The organism is Streptomyces sp. NBC_01451 (assembly GCF_036227485.1).
In the GTDB taxonomy this organism is placed as follows: Bacteria; Actinomycetota; Actinomycetes; order Streptomycetales; family Streptomycetaceae; genus Streptomyces.
The window spans coordinates 1,018,533-1,035,018 of sequence record NZ_CP109479.1; the positions used below are offsets into that span (position 1 = coordinate 1,018,533).

Annotated in this window: 14 protein-coding genes; 2 read left to right on the plus strand and 12 right to left on the minus strand. The window is 70.6% G+C overall.

Annotated elements, in window-relative coordinates; genetic code table 11:
* Nucleotide 1 precedes the first annotated feature (1 nt).
* Nucleotides 2–2,089, minus strand: a complete 2,088-nt coding sequence (locus OG595_RS04545) for a SpoIIE family protein phosphatase (protein WP_329268042.1) — start codon at nucleotides 2,087–2,089, stop codon at nucleotides 2–4.
* Nucleotides 2,090–2,153: 64 nt separating this feature from the next.
* Nucleotides 2,154–2,417 carry a hypothetical protein gene (locus tag OG595_RS04550; RefSeq protein WP_329268043.1) on the minus strand — a complete coding sequence of 88 codons (264 nt, stop codon included), beginning with the start codon at nucleotides 2,415–2,417 and terminating at the stop codon, nucleotides 2,154–2,156.
* A 128-nt stretch (nucleotides 2,418–2,545) separates the two neighbouring features.
* Here OG595_RS04550 and OG595_RS04555 point away from each other — a divergent pair, with 128 nt between their 5' ends.
* A complete protein-coding gene (locus OG595_RS04555) occupies nucleotides 2,546–3,970 on the plus strand; it encodes a lipase maturation factor family protein (RefSeq protein ID WP_329268045.1) in 1,425 nt (474 codons plus the stop codon).
* Here OG595_RS04555 and OG595_RS04560 read toward each other — a convergent pair.
* The 8 genes from OG595_RS04560 to OG595_RS04595 are packed head-to-tail and all read right to left on the minus strand — an operon-like array spanning nucleotide 3,958 to nucleotide 11,884.
* On the minus strand, nucleotides 3,958–4,794 hold the full coding sequence (locus OG595_RS04560; protein WP_329268046.1) for an amidohydrolase family protein: 837 nt from the start codon (nucleotides 4,792–4,794) through the stop codon (nucleotides 3,958–3,960). The two genes, OG595_RS04555 and OG595_RS04560, sit on opposite strands and share 13 nt — an antisense overlap.
* Nucleotides 4,791–5,105: an L-rhamnose mutarotase gene (locus OG595_RS04565; protein WP_329268048.1), complete on the minus strand. Its 315-nt coding sequence runs from the start codon at nucleotides 5,103–5,105 to the stop codon at nucleotides 4,791–4,793. The genes OG595_RS04560 and OG595_RS04565 overlap by 4 nt, the downstream gene beginning before the upstream one ends.
* On the minus strand, nucleotides 5,102–6,085 hold the full coding sequence (locus tag OG595_RS04570) for an aldo/keto reductase (RefSeq protein ID WP_329282632.1): 984 nt from the start codon (nucleotides 6,083–6,085) through the stop codon (nucleotides 5,102–5,104). The genes OG595_RS04565 and OG595_RS04570 overlap by 4 nt, the downstream gene beginning before the upstream one ends.
* Nucleotides 6,086–6,135: 50 nt before the next feature.
* Nucleotides 6,136–6,891 (minus strand): SDR family NAD(P)-dependent oxidoreductase, encoded by a 756-nt coding sequence (locus tag OG595_RS04575; RefSeq protein ID WP_329268049.1) that lies wholly within the window; start codon nucleotides 6,889–6,891, stop codon nucleotides 6,136–6,138.
* Nucleotides 6,888–8,237: an L-fuconate dehydratase gene (locus OG595_RS04580; protein WP_329268050.1), complete on the minus strand. Its 1,350-nt coding sequence runs from the start codon at nucleotides 8,235–8,237 to the stop codon at nucleotides 6,888–6,890. Before OG595_RS04580 ends, OG595_RS04575 begins: the two co-directional genes overlap by 4 nt.
* A 26-nt stretch (nucleotides 8,238–8,263) precedes the next feature.
* Nucleotides 8,264–9,289 carry an ABC transporter permease gene (locus tag OG595_RS04585; protein WP_329268053.1) on the minus strand — a complete coding sequence of 342 codons (1,026 nt, stop codon included), beginning with the start codon at nucleotides 9,287–9,289 and terminating at the stop codon, nucleotides 8,264–8,266.
* The gene (locus OG595_RS04590) at nucleotides 9,282–10,808 is read right to left on the minus strand and encodes a sugar ABC transporter ATP-binding protein (protein WP_329268055.1); all 1,527 of its coding nucleotides are present in this window, start codon (nucleotides 10,806–10,808) and stop codon (nucleotides 9,282–9,284) included. Before OG595_RS04590 ends, OG595_RS04585 begins: the two co-directional genes overlap by 8 nt.
* The gene (locus OG595_RS04595; protein WP_329268058.1) at nucleotides 10,808–11,884 is read right to left on the minus strand and encodes a sugar ABC transporter substrate-binding protein; all 1,077 of its coding nucleotides are present in this window, start codon (nucleotides 11,882–11,884) and stop codon (nucleotides 10,808–10,810) included. Before OG595_RS04595 ends, OG595_RS04590 begins: the two co-directional genes overlap by 1 nt.
* A gap of 164 nt (nucleotides 11,885–12,048) precedes the next feature.
* Between OG595_RS04595 and OG595_RS04600 the strand changes: the two genes are divergently transcribed.
* Nucleotides 12,049–12,777, plus strand: a complete 729-nt coding sequence (locus OG595_RS04600; protein WP_329268061.1) for a FadR/GntR family transcriptional regulator — start codon at nucleotides 12,049–12,051, stop codon at nucleotides 12,775–12,777.
* Nucleotides 12,778–12,847: 70 nt separating this feature from the next.
* On the opposite strand, the gene OG595_RS04605 is transcribed toward OG595_RS04600, so the two are convergent.
* A complete protein-coding gene (locus OG595_RS04605) occupies nucleotides 12,848–14,407 on the minus strand; it encodes an alpha-L-fucosidase (RefSeq protein WP_329268064.1) in 1,560 nt (519 codons plus the stop codon).
* A gap of 56 nt (nucleotides 14,408–14,463) precedes the next feature.
* Nucleotides 14,464–16,311 (minus strand): family 20 glycosylhydrolase, encoded by a 1,848-nt coding sequence (locus OG595_RS04610; protein ID WP_329268066.1) that lies wholly within the window; start codon nucleotides 16,309–16,311, stop codon nucleotides 14,464–14,466.
* Nucleotides 16,312–16,486 lie beyond the last annotated feature (175 nt).

Here is a 16,486-nt window from a genome sequence, read left to right on the forward strand (position 1 = left end):
CTCAGCTCGTGGGCGGCACCACGAACTCGCACCACACGGCCTTGCCGCCGCCGCGCGCCTCGACGCCCCAGTCGTCCGTGAGGAGGTCGACCAGGAGCAGGCCGCGCCCGGAGACCCCGGACTCCCCCGCCTCCCGGCGGCGCGGCAGCGCGCTGGAGGAGTCCTCGACCTCGACACGCAGCCGGCGTTCGGCGCCGCTCAGCACCCGCAGGGTGACGACCGCCGCTCCCTCGGTGTGCATCAGCGCGTTGGTGATCAGCTCGTCGGCCACCAGTTCGACCTCGTCGGCGCGCTCGTGGGCGCCCCAGGCCCGGACCGCCGCGCCGATCATGTGCCGGGCCTCGCTCAGCGCGTCGGGGTCGGCCTGCGCGACATGCTGCTGGAGCCGGCCGCCGGACCGTACGGCGGCCAGGCCCCGGCGGCGCAGGAGCAGAAGGGCCACGTCGTCGTCCCCGCTTCGCTCGTCGGCCACCTCGATGAGGCAGTCGGCGAGTTCCCAGACGCTCTCCGGGCCGGCGGTGATGAGCGCCCGCAGGGTCCGCAGCCCGTCGTCGAGGTCGGCACCGGGCTGCTCGATGAGCCCGTCGGTGCACAGCACCAGGGTCTCGCCGGGGTCGAGTTCGAGGGTGGCCACCGGGTAGGTGAGGCGCCCGAACTCGGCGGAGAGGCCGAGCGGCAGGCCGCCGTCGGCGGGGACGCGGCGGCAGGTGCCGTCGGCGCGCCGTACCAGTGGGTCGAGGTGGCCGGCGCGGACCACCTGGACCACCCCGGTGGACAGGTCGGCCTCCGCGTACAGACAGGTCGCGAAGCGGTCGGTGTCGAGTTCGTGCAGGAAGACGGAGGCGCGGGCCATCACCGTGGCGGGCGGGTGTCCCTCGGCCGCGTAGGCCTTCAGGACGATCCGCAGCTGGCCCATGACGGCCGCCGCGTGCGTGTCGTGGCCCTGTACGTCCCCGATGACCGCGCCGACCCGGCCGCCCGGCAGCGGGATCACGTCGTACCAGTCGCCGCCGATGTCCCGGCCGAGCTGGCCGCCGGAGGAGGCGGCGCGGTAGCGGACGGCGATGTCGGCGCCGGGCACGGAGGGAATGCTGCGGGGCAGCATGGCCTGCTGGAGGCTCTGGGCGAGGTCCTTCTCCTGCTCGTAGAGCATGGCCCGCTGGAGGCTCTGCGCGATGCTGGTGCCGAGCGCGACGAGCACGGCCCGGTCCTCCGCCGAGAAGCCGTACCGGTCGTTGTAGAGCAGGCCCATCGCGCCGATCGGCCGGGCCTGCGCGATGAGCGGCAGATAGGCGGCCGAGGTGATCTTCAGGTCGGTGAGGTGCGGCCACAGGATCGGGTACCCGTCCGCGAACTCCTCGGGCGACTCGATGAAACGCGGGCTGAGGGTCCGTACGACGTCGCCCATCGGGTAGGGCTCGTCGATACGGGTGATGCGGGTGCCGGGCACGGAGGCGCCCGCCGGGCCCTCGGCGACCAGCCGGATGCGGCCGGCCTCCACCAGGCCCATGACCAGGCTGGCCGCCCCGAGGTGGGGGACGCCGTGGGATTCGGTGAGGACGTCGATGACGTCCTCCACGGTGCGGGCGTGTGCGAGGGCCGCCGTGATGACCTGTACGACGTTGGTCTGCCGGCGCCGGACCTCGTCCTGGGCGGCCTGTTCGGTACGGGCCTGGCTGTCCCGCAGCTCCTGCGTGGCGTCGCGGACGATGCCGATGACCCGGCGCGGGCGGCCCGTCCCGTCGCGGCGGATGTAGCCCTGCGTATGGGTCCATTGCAGGACGCCGTCGCGGCGGCGGAGGCGGAAGTAGGCGCCGTAGTTCTCGCTGCCGTCCTTCATGGCCTCGGCGACGACGGAGTCGAGCCTCAGCCCTTCCATCCGGGGCACCCGCACGCCCAGGCTCTCGGGGTGGCCGTCGTACTCGTCGGGGCGCAGATCGAAGATCTCGTGTGCCAGGGCGTCCATGTGGAACAGACCTGCGTCCAGATCCCAGTCGAACGTCCCCATGCGGTTGAGCGCCAGAACCGGGTCCGGGTGGGCGGGCCATTCGTTCGGAAGTGACAGGGCGCTCGCTGCCCGATCAGCCATGGGCCCACCCTGCCAGTTTTTGGCTGATTCTTCGACTTGTCCGACACCTTTCGCCGCACCACTCTCACTCGCCGAAGCCCTCGCAGGGGTCGTACGGGACATAGGAGCCGTACGCGGTGGTGTTCTCGTCGGGAATCAGGCCGCCACCGTCGGGGAGGTCGGGGATCTCCGGGACCCTGTCGGGGCCGATGTCGCTGCAGAGGTCCTGGGCCGTGCCCGGTCCGACGTCGTCCGGGGACACGGCGTCCTCGCCCGGCGGGTCGCCGTCCCAGCCGCCGACGAGCAGAGTCGCACAGAGTGCGCAGGCCGTGACAAGGGTTCGGTGCATTCCCCATTGTCTGCGTCGCCCGCTCGGCGTACGCAAGCCGAGAACGGTCACCCACGGTCACAATGGAGGGAAAGGCGGCGGGAGGGAAAGGGCGGGAAGAGAAGGGTAGGCAGAGAGGAGCGGGCGGCGTGGCGTGGTTCACCGCACCCGAGTACTGGCTGAGCCGTCTGCTCCTCCAGCGGGGTCTGGCCTGCGTCTACCTCGTCGCGTTTCTGGGCGCGGCCCTCCAGTTCCGGGCGCTCATCGGCGAGCGGGGCATGCTTCCGGTACCCCGTCTGGTCGCCCGTGTGTCTTTCGGACAGGCACCGAGCGTGTTCCAACTCCACTACTCCGACCGCTTCTTCGCCGTCTGGTCCTGGTCCGGCTGCGCGGTGTCGGCGGCTCTGCTGGCGGGCCTGGACTCGCGACTCCCCCTCTGGGTCGGGATGCTGGTGTGGCTGCTGCCGTGGGCGATGTACCTGTCGATCGTCAACGTCGGGCAGACCTGGTACGGCTTCGGCTGGGAGTCGCTGCTCCTGGAGGTCGGCTTCCTCGCCGTGTTCCTGGGCAACGACGAGGTCGCACCGCCGGTCCTGGTGCTGTTCCTGCTGCGCTGGACCCTGTTCCGTGTCGAGTTCGGCGCCGGCCTGATCAAGATGCGCGGTGACGCGTGCTGGCGGAAGCTGACCTGCCTCGACTTCCACCACGAGACCCAGCCGATGCCGGGCCCGCTGAGCCGGTACTTCCACCATCTCCCGAAGCCGGTGCACCGGATCGAGACGGCCGCCAACCACCTCACCCAACTCGCCGTCCCCGTACTGCTGTTCACCCCCCAGCCGGTGGCGACGGCCGCCGCGTCCCTGATGATCGTCACCCAGCTGTGGCTGGTCCTGTCCGGCAACTTCGCCTGGCTGAACTGGCTCACGATCGTGCTGGCACTGTCGGCGGTCCGCCTCCCGGACACGGCTCCGACGCCCGCCCCGGCCGCCCCTCTCTGGTACGAGATCGTGGTCCTTGCCGTCGCCACGGCACTGGTCGCCCTCAGCCGTCGCCCCGTCCACAACCTGCTCTCGCGCCGCCAGGTCATGAACCGCTCCTACGACCCGCTCCATCTGGTCAACAGCTACGGCGCGTTCGGCGGCGTCAGCCGCGTCCGGTACGAGGTGATCGTCGAGGGCACCGCCGACGACGTGCCCCGCGAGGGGTCCGACTGGCGGGAGTACGACTTCAAGGGCAAGCCGGGTGATCCCCGGCGCCGGCCACGCCAGTTCGCGCCCTACCATCTGCGGCTCGACTGGATGATGTGGTTCGCCGCGCTGTCGCCCGCGTACGCCGGATCGTGGTTCGGCGCGCTGGTCGAACGGCTCCTGGAGAACGACCGCGACACACTCCGGCTGCTGCGCCACTCCCCCTTCCCGCCGGACACACCCCCACGCCATGTCCGCGCCCGCCTCTTCCGCTACCGCTGCACGACCCGGCGGGAGCTGCGGGCGACGGGTGCGTACTGGGAGCGGGTGTACGTACGGGAGTTCATGCCGCCGACCCGGCTCGCCGGGCCGGGTCAGAGGCCGTAGACGCGGGTCGCGGTGCCCGTGAAGACCTGTTCGCGTTCGCTCTTGTCCAGGGAGGCGGTCAACTCCTCGGCCAGAGACACCACTTGGCCGTAGGACGCGGCGAGCGTGCACACCGGCCAGTCCGAGCCGAACATCAGGCGGCCGGGGCCGAAGGCGTCCAGGACCGTGTCGGCGTACGGGCGCAGGTCATCCAGGGTCCAGCTCGCGGGGTCGGCCTCGGTGACCAGGCCGGAGAGCTTGCAGACCGTGTTGGGGAACGCGGCGAGCGTACGCACGGCGGTCGCCCAGGGTTCGAGGCGGGCGCCGGCGACCGGCGGCTTGCCCAGGTGGTCCAGGGCGAAGGTGAGGTGCGGCAGCGCCTCGGCCGCCCTGACGCACGCGGGCAGTTGGTGCGGGAGGACGACCAGGTCGTACACCAGGTCCGCTTCGGCCACGGCGGCAAGGCCACGGCGTACGTCGGGGCGCAGCAGCCACTCGGGGTCCGGCTCGCCCTGGACCTGGTGGCGGATGCCCTTCAGGTACTGCCCGCCGGGGAGCTCACGCAGTCCGGCGAGCTCGTCGGCGATGTCGGTGCGGGTCAGGTCGGTCCAGCCGACGACGCCCGCGATCAGTTCCTGCTCCGCCGCGAGCGCCAGGAACTCCGGGGTCTCCTCCGGCACGGTGATCGTCTGGACGAGGATCGTGCGGTCGACTCCCGCCGCGCGGGCCTCGGGCCGGAGGTCCTCCAAGGTGAAGTCCCGGCGCAGTGGACTGTCCTCGGCGATCCAGTCCTGGTCCCGGACCGACAGGTCCCACACGTGGTGGTGGGCGTCCACGATCGTCACGGCAGCTCCCAGACGACCGGCAGGCCCGCGTCCGCGCCTTCGTCGGAGTAGTCGTGCACCACGTCGAGGAGTTCGGCCATCCGGGCCTGCCAGGCCACGTTGACCGGCAGTTTCTCCAGTTCGGCGAGGAGACGGGCATAGTCCTCGCACTCCAGGACGTGGAAGAGGTCGGTGCCGCTGCGCCAGATCGTCCAGGAGGTGGCTCCGGCGGCGCGGATCGCGTCGGTCAGCTCGACGGGAACCTCCCGGTGGGCCGCGTCGTACTCGGCGACGCGGTCGGCGCGGACCTTGGTGTGCAGGGCCACTCTCATGACGGCTCCTCCGCCGGCCTCTGGGGGGACAGCAGACCGGTGTCCCTCAGCTCCTGCCAGAGGGCCTCGGGCACGGGGGTGGCGAACTGCTCGGCGCAGTCACGGACTTCGGCGGGCGAACGGGTGCCGACGAGGACTCCCGCGACAGCCGGGTGGGCCGCGCAGAAGGCGAGCGCGGCGGCCCGCAGGGTGATGCCGTGTCGGTCGGCGACAGCCTTCATGCGCAGGGCGCGGTCCAGCAACTCGCCCGATGCAGTGGCGTAGTCGTACGTCGCCCCGGGCCTCGGGTCCGCCAGCAGACCGGAGTTGAAGGCGCCGCCGATCACGACGGACGTACCGCGTTCGACGGCGGCGGGCAGGAGACCGGTGAGCGCGCTCTGGTCGAGGAGTGTGTAGCGGCCTGCGCACAGGACCACGTCGACGTCCGTGTCCCGGACGAAGCGGGTCAGCATCTCCGCCTGGTTCATGCCCGCGCCGATCGCCCGCACGACTCCTTCCGAACGGAGCTTCTCCAGCGCCGGGTAGGCCTCGCGGAAGGCCGCCTCGGCGTGGTCGTCGGGGTCGTGGAGGTAGACGACGTCGACGTGGTCGACGCCGAGCCGCTCCAGGCTCGCCTCCAGGGTGCGGCGTACGCCGTCCGCGCTGAAGTCCCAGACACGGTGGTGGGTGGCGGGGACCGCGAAGCCGTCGGCGAGGTCGTCGCCGTCCGGGACCTCGGACGGTTCCAGGCGGCGGCCGACCTTCGTGGAGATCGTGTACGCCGAGCGCGGGTGCTCGCGCAGGGCCGCGCCGAGGCGGCGTTCGGAGAGGCCGATGCCGTAGTGCGGCGCGGTGTCGAAGTACCGGATGCCCGCGTCCCAGGCGGCGGACACGGCTTCGTGCGCCTGCTCCTCGGTGACCTCGGTGAAGAGGTTGCCGATGGCGGCGGCGCCGAAGCCCAGGCCGGTGATCTCGACTCCGCTGCGGCCGAGCGCGTGCACCGGCATGGGCACGGGGACGGGAGTGCTCCCCGGGGTGTTGTCCGGCGTGTTCACCGGGCCGCCGGGCGCAGTCGCAGGCCCTGCATTCCGCCGTCGACGGCGAGTGAGGTGCCGGTGGTGGCGCCGGACAGGGGGCTCGCCAAGTAGGCGATGGCGCCCGCGACCTCGGCTGCCGAGACCAGGCGGCCGGTGGGCTGGCGGGCCTCCAGCGCGGCGCGTTCTGCGGCCGGGTCGGCGGCCGAGTCGAGGAGGCGGCCGACCCACGGGGTGTCGGCCGTGCCCGGGTTGACGCAGTTCACGCGGACGCCCTCCCGGATGTGGTCGGCGGCCATCGCCAGGGTCAGCGAGTACACGGCGCCCTTGGTGGCGCTGTACAGGGCGCGTTGCGGCAGACCCGCCGTGGCCGCGATCGAGCAGGTGTTCACGATCGCGGCGTGCTCGGAGTTCCGCAGGTGCGGCAGGGCGGCGCGGGCCGTACGGACCATGCCGAGCACGTTGACGTCGAACACGCGGCGCCATTCGTCGTCGTCGTTGTCCTCGACGCTGCCCTGGGCGCCGATCCCGGCGTTGTTGACGACGATGTCGAGTCCGCCGAGGTCGGCGACGGCCGCGGCCACCGCCTCCCGTACGGACGCGTCGTCGGTGACGTCGGCCCGGTAGCCGCGCAGCGGTTTCTCGACCGACGACGGGTCCAGGTCGAGGACGGCGACCTGGGCGCCGCGCGCCGCCAGCAGTTCCGCGGTGGCCCGGCCGATGCCGGAAGCGCCGCCCGTGACCAGCGCCTTGAGACCCTCGAAGTCGGTCATGCGGCCTGCCCCTTCTCCTGCGCCAGGTCGGCGGCCCAGAAGCTGCCGCCGGGGAACGTGAACTCCGCGATGGACTCCGGCCGCATGGTCGCGGAGAAGCCCGGCGCGGTCGGTGCCAGGTAATGACCTTGCCTGATCACCACGGGGTCGAGGAAGTGGCCGTGCAGATGATCGACGTACTCGATGACCCGGTTCTCGGTCGTGCCGGCCAGGGCGACGTAGTCGAACATCGACAGGTGCTGGACGAGTTCGCACAGGCCGACGCCGCCCGCGTGCGGGCAGACGGGGACGCCGAACTTGGCCGCGAGCAGCAGGATGGCGAGGTTCTCGTTGACGCCGCCGACACGGGCCGCGTCGATCTGCACGATGTCGATGGCGTCGGCCTGCAGGAGCTGCTTGAAGACGACACGGTTCTGGACGTGCTCGCCGGTGGCGACCTTGACGGGGGCCACGGCACGGCGGATCGCCGCGTGGCCGAGGATGTCGTCGGGGCTGGTGGGCTCCTCGATCCAGTAGGGGTCGAACTCGGCGAGCGCCTTGGTCCAGCGGATCGCCTCGTCGACGTCCCAGCGCTGGTTGGCGTCGATGGCCATACGGATGTCGGGGCCGACGACGCCGCGGGCGACCCGGCAGCGGCGGATGTCGTCCTCCAGGTCCGCTCCGACCTTGAGCTTGATCTGCGTGAAGCCGTCGGCGACGGCCTCGGCGGCGAGCCGGGCGAGCTTCTCGTCGTCGTAGCCGAGCCAGCCGGCGGAGGTGGTGTAGGCGGGGAAGCCGTTCGCGAGCAGGCCGGCCGTGCGGTCGGCGGCGCCCTCGCGGCCCCGGCGCAGCAGGTCGAGGGCCTCCTCGGGGGTGAGCGCGTCGCTGATGTAGCGGAAGTCGATCTGCCGGACGAGCCACTCGGGCTCGGCTTCCGAGAGCAGCCGCCACAGGGGCTGACCGGCTCGTTTCGCGGCGAGATCCCATACGGCGTTGACGACCGCGCCGATCGCCATGTGCATCACGCCCTTCTCGGGTCCGAGCCAGCGCAGCTGGCTGTCGCCGATCAGGTCGCGGTTCAGGGTGCCCGGGTCCGCGCACAGCTCGTCGACGGACCGGCCGACCACATGCCCGCGCAGCGCGTCGATCGCGGCGACCTGGACCTCGTTTCCCCGCCCGATGGTGAAGGTGAATCCGTGCCCCTCGTGCCCGTCGGCCGCGTCGGTGCGCAGCACGACGTAGGCCGCCGAGTAGTCGGGGTCGGGATTCATCGCGTCGGAGCCGTCGAGCTCACGCGAGGTGGGAAACCGGATGTCGTAGGTGTCGAGCGCGATTACCCGAAGGTGGGCGCCGGAGGTCGGTGACACGGAGTGCCTTTCGGTCGGTTGTGGGGTCAGTCCTGGGCGCGGCCCGTGGTCAGACGGGCGATCATGAGGGCGAACAGGATGATTCCGCCATAGATGGCCTGAATCCAGTACGGCTCCACCTGCGCGAGGGTGAGCATGTTGTCGACGGTGCCGAGCAGCAGTACGCCGGTCAGGGCGCCGAACATGGTGCCCTTGCCGCCGTCGAGGCTGATGCCGCCGATCACCGCGGCGGCGAACACGGTGAAGATCATGTTCTGGCCCTGGTTGGCGTTGATGGCCCCGACGTAGCCGGTCTTCATGATGCCGCCGACCGCCGCGAGCAGACCCGCGGTGACGAACACACCGAGCATCACGCGCTCCACGCGGATGCCGGCCGCGCGCGCCGCGTCGGCGTTGCCGCCGATCGCGTAGAGCGCGCGTCCCAGGTGGTGGTAGCGGAGGAACCCGCCCACGACGGCGAAGGAGAGGCCGGCCACCCACGCCGAGACCGGGATGCCCAGGAAGGTGGTGGTGGCCATGGAGAAGAACGCGTCCGGCATGTCGAAGAGCGTCTTGCCCTTCGTCGCGCCGACCAGGACACCGCGCAGAATGATCAGCATCGCGAGCGTGACGATGAAGGCGTTGAGCTTCAGCTTCACCACGAGCAGCCCGTTGAACAGGCCGACCGCGGCGCCGACCAGCAGGATGGCCACCATGGCCAGGCCCGTGGGCAGTTCGGTTCCGAAGCCCGCCTTCGCCGCCGGGAGAACGAGCAGCGCGCCGATCGCGGGTGCGATGCCGACCACCGACTCCAGGGACAGGTCGAACTTGCCCGTGATCAGTACGAGCGCCTCGGCGAGCACCACCATGGCCAGCGCGGCCGACGACCCGAGGATCGAGATGATGTTGTTCTCGGTGAGGAACGAGTCGTTGACGAACGCGCCGATCACCACGACCACCAACAGGGCGGGCACGAGGGCGAGTTCGCGGGCCCGGCGCAACAGCACGGTCTTCGCCGACCGGGTGCTGGGCACGCTCGCCGGCCGCACCGGCGGAGCCTTCGTATCAGCCATGGTCCACTCCTTCGATGGAGGCGATCAGCTCGTGGTCGCGCCAGCCCGCCGGATGCTCGGCGACGACACGGCCGTGGAAGAGGACGAGGACGCGGTCGCAGCGGCGCAGGTCGTCGAGTTCGTCGGAGACGACCAGGACGGCGGTGCCGTCCTCGCGGGCGCTGTCCATGCGGGCGAGGAGGGACTCCTTGGACTTCACGTCGACACCCGCGGTGGGGTTGATGAGGACGAGCAGTCTGGGGTCGGAGGCGAGGGCGCGGGCCATGACGACCTTCTGGGCGTTGCCGCCGGACAGGTCGGAGACGGGTTGTTCGGGGCCCTCGGTGTGGATGTCGAGGCGTTCGACGAGCGCGGCGGCGAAGCCTCGCTTGCGGTCGCCGGAGACGAATCCGTACCGCCCCAGCCGGCGCAGGACGCTCATGGTGGCGTTGTCGCCGACGGTCATGCCGGGGACCAGTCCCTGTTCGTGCCGGTCGCGCGGCACACAGGCGACGCCCGCCGCCAGCGCGGCCTGGACGTCCCCGAACGGCAGCCGCCCACCGTCGAGTCGGGCCGTTCCGCCGGTCGGTCTGTGCAGTCCGGCGAAGGACTCGGCCAGCTCGATCTTGCCGCTGCCGCTGGACCCGGCGAGTCCGACGACCTCACCGCGGCGAACGGTCAGGTCGATGTTCTCGTACGCCGGTGAGGTGAGCCCCTCGGCCGTCAGCAGCACCGGCTGCCCGGGCTCGACTCCTCTGGGGGTGACGGCCTGTTCGGTGATGGACTCCCCGGCCATGGCCTCGATCAGGGCCTGGCGCGGCAGGTCTGCGACGGGGGCGGTGGTGATCCAGCGGGCGTCGCGCAGGACGGTCACCGTCTGGCACACCTCGTACACCTCCTGGAGGTGGTGCGAGATGAACAGGAAGGTGACGCCGGAGTCCTGGAGTGCCCGCATCCGGGTGAAGAGCCGCTCGATCTCCCGGCTGTCGAGCTGGGCGGTCGGTTCGTCGAGGACGATGAAGCGGGCGCCGAAGCTCAACGCCCTTGCGATCTCCACCATTTGGCGGTCCTCGACCTTGAGGTCGGCGGTGCGGGCCTCCGGGTCGACGTGCACGTCCCAGGTGTCGAGGAGTTCGGCGGCCTCGGTGCGCAGCCGCCGCCAGCTGATCATTCCGCCGCGACCGGTGGGCTGCCGGTTGATGAAGAGGTTCTCGGCGACGGTCAACTCGGGGACGACGGTGGGCTTCTGGTAGACGCAGGCCACCTTGGAGCGCCAGGCGTCGCGGTCGGCCAGCGGGGGCGCGGGCTCGCCGTCGAAGCGGACCGAGCCCTCGTCGGGTGCCTGGAGACCGGTGAGGATGGTGACCAGCGTGGACTTTCCGGCGCCGTTGCGGCCGACGAGGGCGTGCGACTCACCAGGCAGGACGGTGAGTTGACCGTCCTTGAGTGCGGTGGTGGGACCGTACCGCTTGGTGATGCCGCGCGCCTCGACGAGAGGAACGAGGGATCCGGCCGGGTTCTCCCGTGATTGGCTGCTCATCAGGCCGAGTTGCCCCAGAGCGCGGCGTCGTCGACGTTGTCCTTGGTGACCAGGGGTGCGGGGAGCTGGTCCTCGAGGATGCCGCTGGGCAGCTTGACGATCTCGGAGTCGTGGTCGGTGGGCCCCACCTTGAACGTCTTCCCGGCCATCGCCGCCTTGATGTAGTACATCCCGTACTTGGCGTAGAGGTCGGCGGGCTGCGAGACGGTCGCGTCGATCTCGCCCTTGCGGATGGCGTCGAACTCCTGGGAGATGCCGTCGTTGGAGACGATCGTGATGTGACCGGCCTCGCCGGTCTTCTTCAGCATCCCCTTGGACTTCAGGGTCTGGAGCGTGGGTGCGAGGTAGACGCCGCCGGCCTGCATGTAGATGCCCTTGATGTCCGGGTTGGCGTTGAGGAGCGTGTCGAGCTTGGAGGCCGCGGCGTCCGACTCCCACTTGGCCGGGATCTCCAGCACCTTGAGCTTCGGGAACTTCTCCTTCACACAGGCCCGGAACGCCTCCGACCGGTCACGCCCGTTCACGGACGCGAGATCGCCCATGATCTGCACGACCTTGCCCGAGGTGATGTGCTCGCCGAGGTACTGGCAGGCCTTCTCGCCGTACGCGACGTTGTTGGCGCGTACGACCATGGCGACCTTGCCCTTCTCGGGCGCCACGTCGACGGCCACGACGGGCACGCCCTTGCGCTCGGCCTGGTCGAGGCCGGCCTCGATGGCGGCGCTGTCCAGCGGCGCGACCACCAGGCCCTTCACGCCCTGGTTGAGCTGGTTGTTGATGTCGGTGATCTGCTGCGAGGGGTCGCTGTTGGAGTTGACGGTCTTCAGCGCGTCGACCCCCTCGGACTTCGCCATCTTCGGTACGTAGTCGTTGTACGCCTGCCAGAACGGCGAGGTCAGCAGCGGCAGGATCACCCCGACCTTGCCCGTCCCGTCGCCGTCACCGCCCGAGGCGACGGTGTCCTTGGTGCTGCCGCAGGCGCTGAGCACCAGGCCGGTACAGGCGGCCAGGGCCACCGCACCGAGGCTCCGCGCTCTTGAGCGCTTCTTCGGCGTCCCCACTGTTCGGTCGAGCATCTGATAGCTCCTCGTTGAGCGTGATCGAGCGGATGGCGAATATTTATCAGACCACTTCCGGGTTGGAACACCCCGCAGAGCCAAATTTACCTAGATTCGGACAGTAGTGGTCCGACCAACCCTCTGGTTAGACTGCGGCGGACCCGGCGACAGGAGGACACGGCGTGGACGAGATCCCGGCCAGGAACGGCGAGGCCGCCCCGCAGAAGGGCACCGTGACGCAGCGCGCCATCGAGCAGATCAAGGCGCTGATCGGCGAGGGCCGGCTGGAACCGGGTGAGCGGCTGCCCACCGAGCGCGATCTCGCCGCCCGGCTGGGTATCTCGCGCAGCTCGATGCGGGAGGCGATCAGGGCGCTCACCGTGATGGGCGTGCTGGAGGCCCGGCACGGCTCCGGCATCTACGTGACCCAACTGGAGGCCGGTGACCTGCTGGAGACCTTCGGTGTGGTCGCGGACCTCTCGCGGGGCCCTCAGCTGGCCGAGCTGCTGGAGGTCCGGCGCATCCTGGAGTCGACGGCGACCGCGCTGGCCGCCGCCCGGATCACCCCGGACCAGCTCGCGCAGGTGGAGAAACACCTCACGGCGATGAACGCCACCGACGATCCCGAGGAGATCCTTTCCCACGACCTGGCATTCCATCGCGAGATCACGGCCGCGGCGGGCAACGACAGTATGGCGGCGATCCTGGAGGGCCTCTCCTCACGCACCTTCCGCGCCCGCGTGTGGCGCGCCTACCAGGAGGAGGGCGCCTTCACCCGTACCCGCCGCGAGCACGCGGCGATCCACCGCGCGCTCGTCGCCCACGACCCGGAGGCGGCCCGGGCGGCAGCCGCGGCCCATGTCGGCGAGGTGGAACAGTGGCTCCGGGGCCAGCCCGACGATCCGCGGTAGGGCCGCGATTCGACTGCCGGCCGGTGCGGGCGGGTCGCGCCCACGCCCGCACGCGCCGTCCCCTGACCTGTCAGCCCACCGCCGACCGGTACAGCCCGAACTCCGCGATCGGCACCTCCGCACGGGTCCTGGTCACCCGGACCCGCCACCGCCGGGCCCGAACGGGCGCCGCCAGCAGCAGAATCCGGCTCGCACCGATCGTGCCCGCCCCCGCCACCCGGGTCCAGCGGCCCCCGGTGAACGTCTCGACGACGAAGGCCTCGACCTGCTGGCCGAGCCGGACGTCCTCCGCGAGCCGGACCCGGTCCACCTCGCGCTCCCTGCCGAGGTCGACGGTGACGGCACCCGGAGTCCGGGTCACCGCGGCCCCGGTCGCCAGGTCGGCCGGCAGCTCCCGGTCGACGCGCTCCCGGAACTCCCGCAGCCGGGTGACGTCGGAGGCGGCGAGGAGACCGTCCGTGTCCGGCGGGACATTGAGGAGGAGTACGGCGTTGCGGCCGACCGAGCCGAAGTAGATCTCGGTCAACTGGTCGACGGACTTGGGCTGTTGGTCCGCGTGGTAGAACCAGCCGTCCCGGATCGACACATCGCACTCGGCGGGCCACCACTGCACGTAGTCGGCGACCCCGCCGGCCGCGAGAAGCGCCTCCCTGCCGCCCATGTCCGCCGCGTCGTAGGAGAGCGCGAAGTCGGTCCGCCCGTAGTCCTTCTCGATGACCGGTACGACGCTCCACTCGTTCTCGCGCGCCAGCCCGCCCTCGTTGCCGACCCAGCGGACATCGGGGCCGGAGACGGCGATCGTGGCGTCCGGGGCGAGGGTGCGGACCAGGGTGTACCAGCTGTCCCAGTCGTACTTCTCGACCTTGTCCGGCGGGATGCGCCCCTGGGCGCCGTCGAACCAGACCTCGTCGACGGGGCCGTACTCGGTGAGCACCTCGTAGAGCTGGTCGAGCATATGGGCACCGTAGTCGGTGGCGGGGAGAGTGAACGCCGGGCCGTCGGGGCGGTCGTCGTTCGCGACCGGGGTCGGGATGGTGTGCTCGGTGCGCGCGCTGCCGTTGGCGTAGACGCCGTGGAGGTACTGGTTCTCGTCGGCCGGGGAGATGTACACGCCGACCTTCAGCCCGTACCGCCGCATGGAGTCGGCGAAGGAACGCAGTACGTCGCCCTGCCCGCCGCGCCAACTGCTCGATGCCACCGAGTGACTGGTGTAGCGGGAGGGGTAGAGGACGAAGCCGTCGTGGTGCTTGACGGTGAGGATGGCGAGCCGGAAGCCGCCGTCGCGCAGTGCCCGCGCCCACTGGTCGGTGTCGAGGCCGGCCGGCTGGAAGACCTCCGGATCCTCGTCGCCGGTGCCCCATTCGAGTCCGGTGAAGGTGTTGACGCCGAAGTGCAGGAAAGCGGTCCTCTCCAGCCGCTGCCAGGCGATCTGCCGTGCGGTGGGCCGGACTTGGGAGGCCTTGCGGACCAGCGTCTCCGCGGAGTCGGTGGAGCTGACAGGGATACGGAAGGCCGACTCATCGGCGATCGGAGCAGTGGCCCGGCCCGGGGCGGCCAGGGCGAGCGAGGTGCCCCTGGAGGCGACGATCGCGGCGGCTGCCGTGACGAAGAGGCGTCTGGAGACTGTCATGGGGAACGGACTCCTCGGTTCGGATCGGTCTCGGTGCGGATCGGTTTCGGTGGGGATCAGTGGATGGTGGTCAAGTGCCAGTCAGCGGGCGGGCGCTGGTCCGGCGGGTACTGGACGAGGCGACCGTCGCCGGTGACGGCCACGGCCATCCGGGTGATCGCGTTGACGAGCCTGAAACCGCCCCCGGACTGTGCCAACTCCCAGCGCTGCACGGTGTTTCCGGCATCGCAGGTCTGCGCGGTGAGCTCGACGCCCGGCTGGAGCGGGGTGTTGAGCGTGAGCTTCCCGCCGCGCACCTCCAGGCACCCGTCCGCGGTGCGCAGGGTGACGTATCCGTCGGGTGTGCGCCGCACCTCGGCGGTGAGGGAGACGGCGCCCGCCCGCAGGGTGTACGTCCCGTCCGCGACCGGTACCCGGGTCAGATCCCGCAGGCCGGGCGCGCGCCCGACGGCCGTCCCCCGCGCGGTGAACCCGGCGTAGGTGGCGTCGGGATGCGGATCGCCCCAGGTCGCCTGTGCGAGGTGCCGCAGCGCGGGGCCGGTGTCGACGGCGACCTCGTTCTCGGTCTCTCCGCGCCCGTTGTCCGGCCAGAGGCTGATCTTCGCGCCGGTGATGCCCCGGCCGGAGTCGAGTTTCTCGCCCTCGAAGCTGCGCGGGTCCCAACTCTGTTCGTACAGGCTCTTGGTGTCGCTGTGGAAGCCGCCCCGGATGAGGTACAGCGCATAGGCCGCGTTCATCAACGAGTAGCCCTGGGCGCGCAGTCGGCTCGGTTTCACGGCCACGTTCAGCCAGTGCTCGACCGTCGTGCCCGCGGTCACCGGGACGGTGTTGGCGCCGGTGAGCCCGTCGTTCCAGATGCGCAGCTTCTTCCCCCTGGCGGCCAGATGGGCCTGGACCCGGTTGACGAAGTCGATGAAGGCGTCCTGGGGCGTGGCGTCCGCCCCGTACTTCTCCTGGGCGTACCGGAGCATCTGCGGGTACCTGGCGAAGTCGGAGCCGAGCATGTACTCGTCGGCGCCCATGTGCCAGGAGCCGCCGGTGAACACCTGCGCGTACTCGTCGATCAGGCTCGTGTAGTAGTCGAAGGCGGCCGGCTGGGTGATGTCGAGTCTGCTGGGCTGCTTGTTGCCGTCGGAGTCGGTGAGCTGGAGGTCCGGGCGGTTCTCGATCCAGGGGTCCATGTGGCCCGGGGAGTTGATCTCCGGAACGATCTCCACGTGGTACTTGTCGCCGAGGGAGACGAGCCGCCGCATCTCGTCCTTGGTGTAGTAGCCCCAGGTGTTGGCCTCGGGGTGGACGTCGCTCTTCACCTTGAGTTCCAGGAGCAGCTGATTGAGCTTGTGGTACGCCATCTCGCGTACGAGGTTCTCCAGCCACGGTGTCGAGATGTGGATGTAGCAGGCGCACACGCCGACGCTCCGTTCGGCGTACCGGGGCACGTCGACCGTGCGTCCGGCGGGGATCCAGTCGCCCTGGGCGAGGAGTTGGAGGAGGGTGCGGGTGCCGTAGAAGGCGCCTGACTCGGTGGCGCCGGTGACCGACAGCCGGGCGCCCGCCCGGAGTTCGTATCCTTCGGCGCCGAGTGCGGCCCGCTCCGGAGCCACGTCGATAACGATGTCACCGGCCCGCGCGCCACCGCTCACCACGGCGACGGTGCCGTGGCCGGCGTCGCGCAGATCGTCGGCGAGGGTGTCCGCGACCCTGCGTTCGGGCGCGGAGTCGGCGACCAGTCGGGCGGAGCCGACGAACTTGTAACTCCCCTGCTCCGGGGTCCAGTTGGTGAGGGCGGGAACGGTGACGGGGACGCTCGCCGCCGCTGTGCGCGCGACGGCCGGGACCGGCGCGGCCAGCAGCAGGAGGGTCACCAGCGCACCCAGAAGCCGTCGTCTTGGATACCTGCTCATCCGGAAGCTCCCATTCATCGGATGTGTGATGATCGAGCGTGCCCCAGAGACTGTCAATGGGGCCCGGATCAAGGCGAGTTCGGCCAGTGATCGGATGACCAGCGACTCTGTGGCGGGAACCGGATGGTCCTTCACCAGAAAAGCCCAAGAGGCACGGGCCGAATGTCCAAGCTCG